At 38.1% G+C, this 8,998-nt stretch carries 7 protein-coding genes and 1 pseudogene; 6 read left to right on the top strand and 2 right to left on the bottom strand.

Annotated features, from left to right (window positions below):
- Nucleotides 1-136 precede the first annotated feature (136 nt).
- From ACR2F3_RS05885 to ACR2F3_RS05860, 6 genes are all read left to right on the top strand, one after another.
- Nucleotides 137-2,281, top strand: coding sequence for a GumC family protein (locus ACR2F3_RS05885; RefSeq protein ID WP_432709051.1), 2,145 nt, complete (start codon nucleotides 137-139; stop codon nucleotides 2,279-2,281).
- A gap of 71 nt (nucleotides 2,282-2,352) precedes the next feature.
- Nucleotides 2,353-3,471: a glycosyltransferase gene (locus ACR2F3_RS05880; protein WP_432709050.1), complete on the top strand. Its 1,119-nt coding sequence runs from the start codon at nucleotides 2,353-2,355 to the stop codon at nucleotides 3,469-3,471.
- A gap of 43 nt (nucleotides 3,472-3,514) precedes the next feature.
- Nucleotides 3,515-3,655, top strand: a complete 141-nt coding sequence (locus tag ACR2F3_RS05875) for a hypothetical protein (RefSeq protein WP_432709049.1) — start codon at nucleotides 3,515-3,517, stop codon at nucleotides 3,653-3,655.
- Between the two features lie 7 nt (nucleotides 3,656-3,662).
- Nucleotides 3,663-5,105 carry an O-antigen ligase family protein gene (locus ACR2F3_RS05870; RefSeq protein ID WP_432709048.1) on the top strand — a complete coding sequence of 481 codons (1,443 nt, stop codon included), beginning with the start codon at nucleotides 3,663-3,665 and terminating at the stop codon, nucleotides 5,103-5,105.
- Between the two features lie 5 nt (nucleotides 5,106-5,110).
- On the top strand, nucleotides 5,111-5,977 hold the full coding sequence (locus ACR2F3_RS05865) for a glycosyltransferase family 2 protein (protein ID WP_432709047.1): 867 nt from the start codon (nucleotides 5,111-5,113) through the stop codon (nucleotides 5,975-5,977).
- Between the two features lie 5 nt (nucleotides 5,978-5,982).
- Nucleotides 5,983-7,191, top strand: coding sequence for a glycosyltransferase (locus ACR2F3_RS05860; RefSeq protein WP_432709046.1), 1,209 nt, complete (start codon nucleotides 5,983-5,985; stop codon nucleotides 7,189-7,191).
- 7 nt (nucleotides 7,192-7,198) lie between these two features.
- Here ACR2F3_RS05860 and ACR2F3_RS05855 read toward each other — a convergent pair whose 3' ends face one another.
- Both ACR2F3_RS05855 and ACR2F3_RS05850 read right to left on the bottom strand, forming a co-directional pair.
- Complete coding sequence (locus ACR2F3_RS05855; protein ID WP_432709045.1) at nucleotides 7,199-8,539, bottom strand: flippase; 1,341 nt, start codon at nucleotides 8,537-8,539, stop codon at nucleotides 7,199-7,201.
- Nucleotides 8,540-8,998, bottom strand: a pseudogene (locus tag ACR2F3_RS05850) (hypothetical protein); the annotation flags it as partial.

Below are 8,998 nucleotides of genomic sequence, written 5' to 3'. Positions count from 1 at the left end.
CCTTCCTTGACTACAACAGTGCTTCTATGACTTTTAATGAGAATTTTCAAACAAAACTTGAAACTGAAGCCAATTACTTAAATGCAAAAGTTGCCTTAGAAGAACTGACCGTTGTTAAATTAGAATATATAAAATAATGAATGAATTATTTAGATTTTTAGATATTCTAAAAAAGTACAAGCTTACCCTGATTATTATTCCACTTGTTACCACCATTATCACTTACTTCCTTGTTCGCAATCTTCCCAATTCCTATGTTTCGCAGGCACAAGTTGCCACAGGCTGGGTAGATGGCACGCAGCAACAATCGGTTGTAGGCCAGGTAGAAGATAAGGATAGAATAAACCAAAAGTTTAGCAACCTGATGGAAATGATGCGCATGAACAGGGTGCTGGATCAGGTAGCGTATCAACTTATTATTCATGACTTGACAAGTGCTACGCCATTTAAGCAATGGAGTAAGGAAGTGATTGCCTTGTCTGACGATGAAAAAGCCCAGGCCTTAAAGGTATTTCGTGAGAAGGCTATCGGTCATCAAAGCCTTACGTTATCCAAGCCATCGGAAAACAAATTATTCAAGTTATTAAAATCTATGGGCTATGATGCAGAGTCCTTACGGAATAAACAACTTATATACAGACCTAGCGACAGTGATTTTATTGTCATTCAATTCGAGTCGGAAAACCCAGATCTTTCTGCCCTGGTTGTTAACCTCATAGCCTCAGAGGTCATTGAAGATTACTCGACATCTTTGAAAGAAAATCAGCTCAAGGCGAATAACTTTCTAAGTGGCATGTTAGTTCAAAAGAGTGATTCGCTTTCACAACGCATGGAGAAACTGCGTGCATATAAGATAAAAAATCGTGTGCTAAATCTTACCGAGCAATCTAAACAACTTTATACGTTGGTTTTAGAGTATGATACTAAAAAACAAGAGGCTATTGAGAAAACTGCATCTTATGCCGGCGCATTAAATCAGATTAATAGAAAGTTCGATCCGCAGGAAAGGAGTTATATAGAAGCAGCGCTTTCTAAGGTTAATCAGTCAATTGTTGATACTAAAGATGAACTCAGTTCGCTTTATACGTTATATATCAATAATGACCTTGATCCACGCTATAAATCAAGCTATGATTCCTTGAGTAGAAAACTTACTGCGCAGATCAATAAATCATCAGACCAATATATTAACAATCCCTTAAACACCAAACAGGAGTTGATTAATCAAAAGCTGAACATGGAGATTCAGCTTGATTTGACCAGGTACAGCATAAATTCGTTAGACAAGAAGTTGAGGTCGTTAAATGGCCAATTTGAAACGATGGTGCCTAAAGAAGCTGATGTGCAGTCGCTTGAAATGGGGATAGAAATTGCAAGTAAGGAATATCTTGATATCCTTAATATGTATAATCAAAGCACCCTGGAATCATCGTTTAATGTGAAAATGAACGTTGTTCAACAAGGAATTCCTGGCCTTGCACAGCCTTCAAAAAAGATGTTATTGGTGATATTAAGTGCCATCATCAGTTTCGCTTTTTGTGTTTTGGTACTATTCGTTATATACTTCTTTGATAACAGCGTGATCTCTGCTCAGGAGCTTGCCAATAAGACTGATGTTCCAGTATTGGGAGAGGTCAACTACTTGGTATCACCTTCGGTTGATTTAAGCGCTTTATGGAATCAGGAAACAATAGCCCCCCATCTTTTGAAGTTCAAAAATCAATTGCGTTCCATTCGTTATGAAATTGAACTGGCTATGACAGACAAGATATTGGTGATTACCAGTATAAGTCCAACCGTTGGAAAAACTTTGGTAGCCTTAAGTCTGGCCTTAGCCTGGAAGATGACCAATAAGAAAGTTCTTGTAATTGATGGTAACTTTAGTAATCCTAATATTTCAAGAGCATCAACATCAAAACTGTACCTGGAAGATTTTATCAGTGGTAAACTTGACTTAACCCTAAATCACAAGGCTGGTAGTATTGATATTTTAAGTAACAAAGGTGGCGATACCTCCTTGATGGAATTAGCAAGCAGGGATGTAATACAAGCTAAATTGGATGAGGCTAAAACTTTGTATGATTTAATCATTATTGAAACAGCAGCGCTTGATGATCGAAACCAGTCGAAAGAATGGATTTTATTTTCCAAAAACATTGTGTCTGTATTTGCTGCTGGAAACTCCATCTCTGAACGGAAGAAAGGCCAAATCGCTTATTTGAAAGAAACCGGAAGTTTCATAGGGTGGATCATTAACAAAGTTGGTAATTCTGAAAAGTAATGAGTGTGTTTATGGTGTTATGGATTGTATTACAAGTAATAATTGGCTACAATCTGGTTTTGCCATTTTTCATGTATCTAACGTGGAAATTCATCCGGAATAAACCTGTTGTAGCGTCACCTCAGCGCCATGAAGGTAGTGAGGGGGATTATGCGATTATCGTTACTGCATTTCAGCAAACAACGATGTTGCCTGCAGTGGTGAAGTCTTTACTGGCTTTGAACTACTCAAATTATGTGATATATATCGTTGCCGACGATTGTAAGATCACGGACGACTTAAATTTCGAAGATAAACGGGTGGTATTGCTGTTACCACCAAGGGTACTTGCCAGTAATACTGCTTCTCATTTTTATGCGATAGATCATTTTATTCGGGATCATAATCGGGTAACGATTATTGATAGTGACAACCTGGTTGACACGGAGTACCTACATGAACTAAATATTTGGTTTTCCAGGGGGTTTGAGGCTGTGCAGGGAATTCGAATGGCTAAAAACATGGATTCAACCATTGCTTGTCTTGACGCGGCCCGCGACATTTACTACCATTTTTACGACGGCAAATTGTTGTTTAACCTTAACTCCTCTGCAACCCTTTCTGGATCGGGCATGGCTTTTACGACAACATTGTATAAATCCTGTCTGGGTCCGCTGAATATAAAAGGGGCAGGGTTCGACAAAGTTTTACAAGCGGAGATCTTAAAAAGAAATCTGAGGATTGCGTTTGCAGAAAATGCAATTGTCTATGATGAAAAGACTTCCCAATCAACACAATTAGTTAATCAAAGAGCAAGGTGGATCAACACCTGGTTTAAGTATTTTAAATTTGGTTTCGAAATATTATTAAAGGGAATAAAGAACAGAAGTGCCAATCAAATGCTATTCGGACTGGTCTTGTTACGTCCACCGCTATTTATCTTTATTTTGCTATCGGGGTTGTTCATGTTGATTAATCTATTTGTATCGGCCTTAGCCGTAGGTATCTGGTTTGCCGCTTTTCTATTGTTCCTTTTGGGGTTTCTGATCGCATTGAATCAGTCAAACGCAGACGATCGGATCTACCAATCATTGAAAAGTATCCCTACCTTCATCTTTTTACAGCTTAGGTCGTTGCTGAAAAGTAAAAATGCAAATCGCACGTCTATCGCTACAACCCACTATCATAAACGAACTAACGATGATTTGTAGAGACCAAGTAAGCTAACAGGAATAAGCGAACAATAATATACTGATGAAAACAAGTCCATTTAGAAAAACAGCCAGAGATACAGAAGCGCAAAAGAAGAAACTCGAAAAAGTTACTTACAGGCTTGCACTGCTGGTTTCTGCTATTTCTGTTTATTATTTTTTTATCAAAATACTTTTTCTCTAAATCATCAATGGATAATTTAAGCACTCCATTCAGGTTAACACCGTGGGTTCTCACCACTATTCTACTGTTGTTTTCGGTGTTTAGTGTGTTGGGAATTAATTACTTTGGACTAACGTTTGGCTTGGGCATGTTTATCACTTTGATTGGCTTACCACTTGTTTTCTCTGTTATTTATTACCCGAAATTCGGTATTTTAGTCCTGCTTATTGCAGCCTATTTCGTCATGTTTGTGTTACGAATTGGTGTGAATTTCCCACTTGGAACCTTAATGGACGGTCTTGTATTGCTCCTGGGTTTTGGTTTTATTATCTACCAAAAGAAATATCAAAAATGGGAGGCCTTCAGAAATCCCATCAGTGTAATGATTTTGGTCTGGATTGGTTATAACTTGCTTCAAGTACTTAATCCGGAAGCCGCTTCAAAAATGGCCTGGCTATACACCATCAGGTCTGTGGCGTTAATCATGCTTACCTATTTTGTGTTCGTTGCGCAGATCAGGACAAAGGAGTTTATCAGGCTTATTTTTTTTGTGTGGATCGCACTCGCGTTATTTGCTGCTTTATATGCTGTAAAACAGGAGTATTTTGGCTTTTTCGGATTCGAAGAAGCAAGTATCAATACCGAACTGCAGCGCTCTTTGCTATTCATTGATGGTAAATGGCGTAAGTTTTCCATTTTTTCAGATCCGGTATCCTTCTCTTACAATATGGTAATTAGCGCTATCCTCTGTGTGGCGGTAATGTTAAATCCAATTAAGATCTACAAGAAAGTAATTTTAGGTTGCCTTGCCGCATTATTTTTAACCGTTATGTTGTACTCTGGCACGCGTGGGGCTTACCCATTGTTTCCACTTGCGATGTTCCTGTTTGTTGTTTTGAGGTTCAACTTTAAAATATTAAAATATGCGATTGTTGGTGCTGCGTTCTTTATTGCACTGGTTTTTGTCCCCACTTCCAATCCAACCATTGTGAGGTTTCAATCCGCCTTTAGTCCCGATGACGATGCTTCTTTTAATGTTCGTAAAATCAACCAGAAAAAGATCCAACCTTATATACAACAACATCCATTTGGAGGCGGATTGGGCGCTACAGGTGTCTGGGGTAAAAGATTTGCACCGAACTCTGCTCTAGCCAATTTTCCGTCAGATAGTGGTTATGTAAGGGTTGCTGTGGAACTTGGATATGTAGGCATGTTTCTTTTCTGCACCTTGATGTTTGTGGTGTTGAAAACAGGAATTAAAAATTACTACCAGATCAAAGATATAGAATTAAAAAACTATTGCCTGGGTATGGTACTCATCATTTTTGCCTTGGGAATTGGCAATTACCCCCAGGAAGCATTGGTCCAGTTTCCAAACAGTGTCTATTTTTATTTAGCCATTGCCATGATTAATATTACCCTGATTATTGACAAGAGGGACAGTAAAAACGTTATCGCACCAAAAGTATAAAGAATATGAAGCGCTTGATTAACTATGTTGTCCCAGCTTGGGTAAAGGAACTAAATCTTGATTATAAAGAATACAAAGACGTGCCTGATGCTTTTTTTAAGGAGCTCAATTTAAGGCTTGACAAGGTTCAAAGTACAACACCTTTGGTATCTATAATTATAGCCGCATATAATGAAGAAATTAATGTTTTGCGGTGTATAAACTCGTTGTCATTTTCTAAAACCAACATCCCATTCGAGATCATTGTGGTTAACAATAACTCAGCCGACCGCACCCAGGAGTCAATCAACAGTATGCATATCAGAGGGCTATTTCAACCGATACAGGGTTGTGGACCTGCAAGGCAATTGGCCCAGGAAAACGCTAATGGAAAATATATTCTATTAGCTGATGCTGATTGTTTGTATCCTCCAGGCTGGATAGAAGAAATGATGAAAGTTTTGCAACAGGAAAATGTCGTTTGTGTATACGGCAGGTACTCTTTCATTCCAGAAAAGGGCTTTTCCCGAATGCAGTTATACTTGCTGGAAAAATTGAAAGATGCTGCAGCTGAGTTTCGACATATCAAACGACCTTATTTAAATGCATTTGGCATCAGTATGGGATATGTGAAAGCTCATGGACTAAAGGAAGGCTTTATCATGCATAATATTCGCGGTGATGACGGCAGACTTGCCTTCGACTTGATGAAATATGGAATGATTAAACAGGTCAAATCAATGGACGCTCGTCCCTGGACTGCACCACGCACCTTACAAAGAGATGGCTCGTTTTACAAAGCAATTTCCAACCGGATCATTATTGAATTAAAAAGAGGAGCCACCATGTTGAAGCGGGAAGCTCCACATGACACTAAAAAATCTTCAAATTAAAGCCTATGCTTTTAAAAGGGAAAGTCATATTTATATTGGGCATTGCTAAATTCGATGGGCAATTTGAGTCCACCAGTTTTACGATGGCTAAATATCTGGCATTGGATAACGACGTGTATTATATCGACTATCCTTATACGTACAAAGACTATTTTTTGAATAGGAATGACGGTTATCAAACCCGTAAAAAACACTTCAACCGAAATACGGTAGACCTTATTGATACGACAGAACGCAATTTAAAAGTTGTTATTGTTCCCCCATTATTACCCATCAATTTTATTGCAGAAGGTGATTTTTACAGGTTTCTTTTAGGGCTGAATGAAAAGACTATTCTCCAAAGGATAGAACAAGTAATCGCCAAATTTAACATCACAGACTACATCTATATCAATTCTTCTAACTTTCATTATCCTAATATCGGACAATTATTGGCACCAAAGCTATCGGTTTATCATTGCGTTGATCCGATCATTGGCAAGTATGATGCGAACCATGGGCAGATGTCAGAAGATATAATTGTGCAACATGCTGATCTGATTATCTGTACAAGTAAGCAGTTATTTAAGGAAAAATCGGCAAAAAACACTGACACCTATTTTATTCCAAACGCTGCAAACCTGGAACTAAGTTCGCAGGCTATGCAACATGATTTAATTGTTAATGAAAGGCTAAATGAGATTCCAAGTCCTATTATTGGCTATTTTGGAAATATTGAAAGACGTATCAACTTCGATCTATTATTTGAAGTGGCCAGTAGTAATCAAAATGTAAGTTTTGTTTTTGCGGGGCCTGTTACAGAAAGCTTTGTGCCATTAGCATTTAAAAACCTTTCTAACGTTTACTTCATTGGCCGGATCCCATACGCAGAAATGCCATCTGTACTAAAGGGTTTTGATGTCTGTATGATTCCATTTAAAAAAGACGAGGTGAGCAATACCATCTTCCCCTTAAAATTATTCGAATACCTAGGCGCAGGAAAGCCTGTTATTGCTACAGACTTTAACATGGATCTCAAAGATTTCACAAGTGACTTCGTTGCTTACTGCGCAACACCTACAGCATTCAACGCCGCTTTAAAAAATACACTTCAGAACGATGATCAGTTCCAGGTTTCAGAAAGACTTAAAATAGCTTCCGAAAATACCTGGGAGGTAAGATTTAATCAATTCAGCACATTATTAAATACGTATTACCGCCAAATTAATGAGTGATACCCTGTTATAAGTTTTTGCTTTTAGAGATGTACTTATGGTAAAATTCGGGGTAAAATTTATAGGCGTATGTAAAGGTGTTTAGGAGGTTAACATTTAATTCCTTCTTTAGGATGCGCTGGCCAATCAAAAAACCAATCACATTGGAGACAAGGGTTGCATAGGCTGCACCGATAACGCCCATCTCACGGATGAATAGATAATTAAGACTTAAGTTGATCATTGCACAAATAACAACCACAATAAAGGTAGTTCTTGTTCTGCCAATAGAATCTAATATTGTCCCAAATTGTCTCCCGAACGGTATTAATATACAATACAGCAAGGTTACTTTTAATAAAGGAATGGAATCATCATATTTCCCACCTGCAATAAAGTGAATGACAAAGTCTGAACATAAAAAGATAATCAACACACCTGGAATTAAAATTGCCAGAATGACACCAACAGATTTCTCATACAGGTACTTTATCGCCTCTACGCCTTCGGATTCCAATCGCTTGGCACTTTGTGGAAATACAATGGTTGCCACAGCATTAGTGGGAATCTCTATTAGATTTGTTATTCTTACTGCTATGTTAAACGAACCTGCAGCAGCGGGTGATAACATCACACCTAACATCATCTGATCGATGGTGGTAGAGAGGATGGAGCTCACTGACGTTCCAAAAGCGTATTTCCCATAGTTAAATAATTTTTTAATCCACTCGGGATACAACTTAAATGTTATTTTAAGATAGGGTTTCACGTAAAAGTAAGCAACAGCAGTACTGGCAAACACGCCTATTATTTGGATATAGACAAGTTGGATTAAACTTATTTTAAGATCAAAGAAAAAACAAACCAGAACATACAGGAAGAAAGACGCCTGCCTGATAAGATTGGTGATAAATACGCCTGTGTAATTCAGGTTTGCCTGCTCAATACAATTAAACTGGGTAAGTATGCCAGAGAGGACGAAAACGATATTGAACAAGTAAAACATCGTCTCTAGTTCTTCCGTTTTCCAGATTAGGGCAACCTGGTGCGCGAAAAGTAGATTGGCAATGATGCAAACAAGTGTAATTATGCCACTGATAGAGAAAGAAGCTGATGTAATTTTATGGTGCTCTGATAAGGGTGACGAAGAAATAAACCGCACCAAGGCGTTTTGAATCAACCCATTCCTGAAAATCTCTAAAATGGTAACAGCGGCCATGAACAATGTCCATGCACCAAACTCGTGTTTACTTAATACCCTTACCAGAAAGTAAAAGCTCGCAAATCCGAAAAATACCCCGGAAAAATTTTGGATAACATTAATAAAACCAGATTTTAACCAATAGTGATTTTCTGTTTTAGGCTTCATTTAGTTATAATATTCTTTAATGTAGGAAAGAACCGCTTCATCGGTTTTCGCATGCAAAACCTTCGCGCCCGAAAACATTGGGTATAGCTTTTCATAGCACTTAAAGTGATGTTCAGGCCCTTGTTTTGATAAAACGATGTTTATTCCGCCAAAATAGCTCGCCAGTGTGGCCGTTCCACCATGTATGGAGAGAAACCGATCTGCATTTGCATAAACCATCAATTGAAAGTGATTATAATTGTTAGCATTCCCCTTGTTTTCCTGGTATAAGTCCTCCATTAATACCACCTCAGGATGGGTTTCTGCAAGCCATTCATATTCATTCAACTCATAGACATCACTGTTATCCATTGTAATGTTTTGTGGCCTTGGCCGATTATAGATAATGGTATACTTATTTTTCAATGTCTTGATGATCTTATCCAAAATCTCTATGCTAAAAAAACTAATCGGCGGACC

Origin of the sequence: Pedobacter sp., assembly GCF_045627485.1 — a bacterium.
GTDB lineage: Bacteria > Bacteroidota > Bacteroidia > Sphingobacteriales > Sphingobacteriaceae > Pedobacter.
Note: the sequence above shows the minus strand (reverse complement) of the source record. Positions and strands in the feature narration are given on the sequence as shown.

Bases quoted from the DNA above. Each gene is read 5' to 3' on its own strand.
- ACR2F3_RS05885 (WP_432709051.1), top strand. From the start codon at position 137: ATGAATGAATTATTTAGATTTTTAGATATTCTAAAAAAGTACAAGCTT.
- ACR2F3_RS05880 (WP_432709050.1), top strand. From the start codon at position 2,353: ATGTATCTAACGTGGAAATTCATCCGGAATAAACCTGTTGTAGCGTCA.
- ACR2F3_RS05875 (WP_432709049.1), top strand. From the start codon at position 3,515: ATGAAAACAAGTCCATTTAGAAAAACAGCCAGAGATACAGAAGCGCAA.
- ACR2F3_RS05870 (WP_432709048.1), top strand. From the start codon at position 3,663: ATGGATAATTTAAGCACTCCATTCAGGTTAACACCGTGGGTTCTCACC.
- ACR2F3_RS05865 (WP_432709047.1), top strand. From the start codon at position 5,111: ATGAAGCGCTTGATTAACTATGTTGTCCCAGCTTGGGTAAAGGAACTA.
- ACR2F3_RS05860 (WP_432709046.1), top strand. From the start codon at position 5,983: ATGCTTTTAAAAGGGAAAGTCATATTTATATTGGGCATTGCTAAATTC.
- ACR2F3_RS05855 (WP_432709045.1), bottom strand. From the start codon at position 8,539: ATGAAGCCTAAAACAGAAAATCACTATTGGTTAAAATCTGGTTTTATT.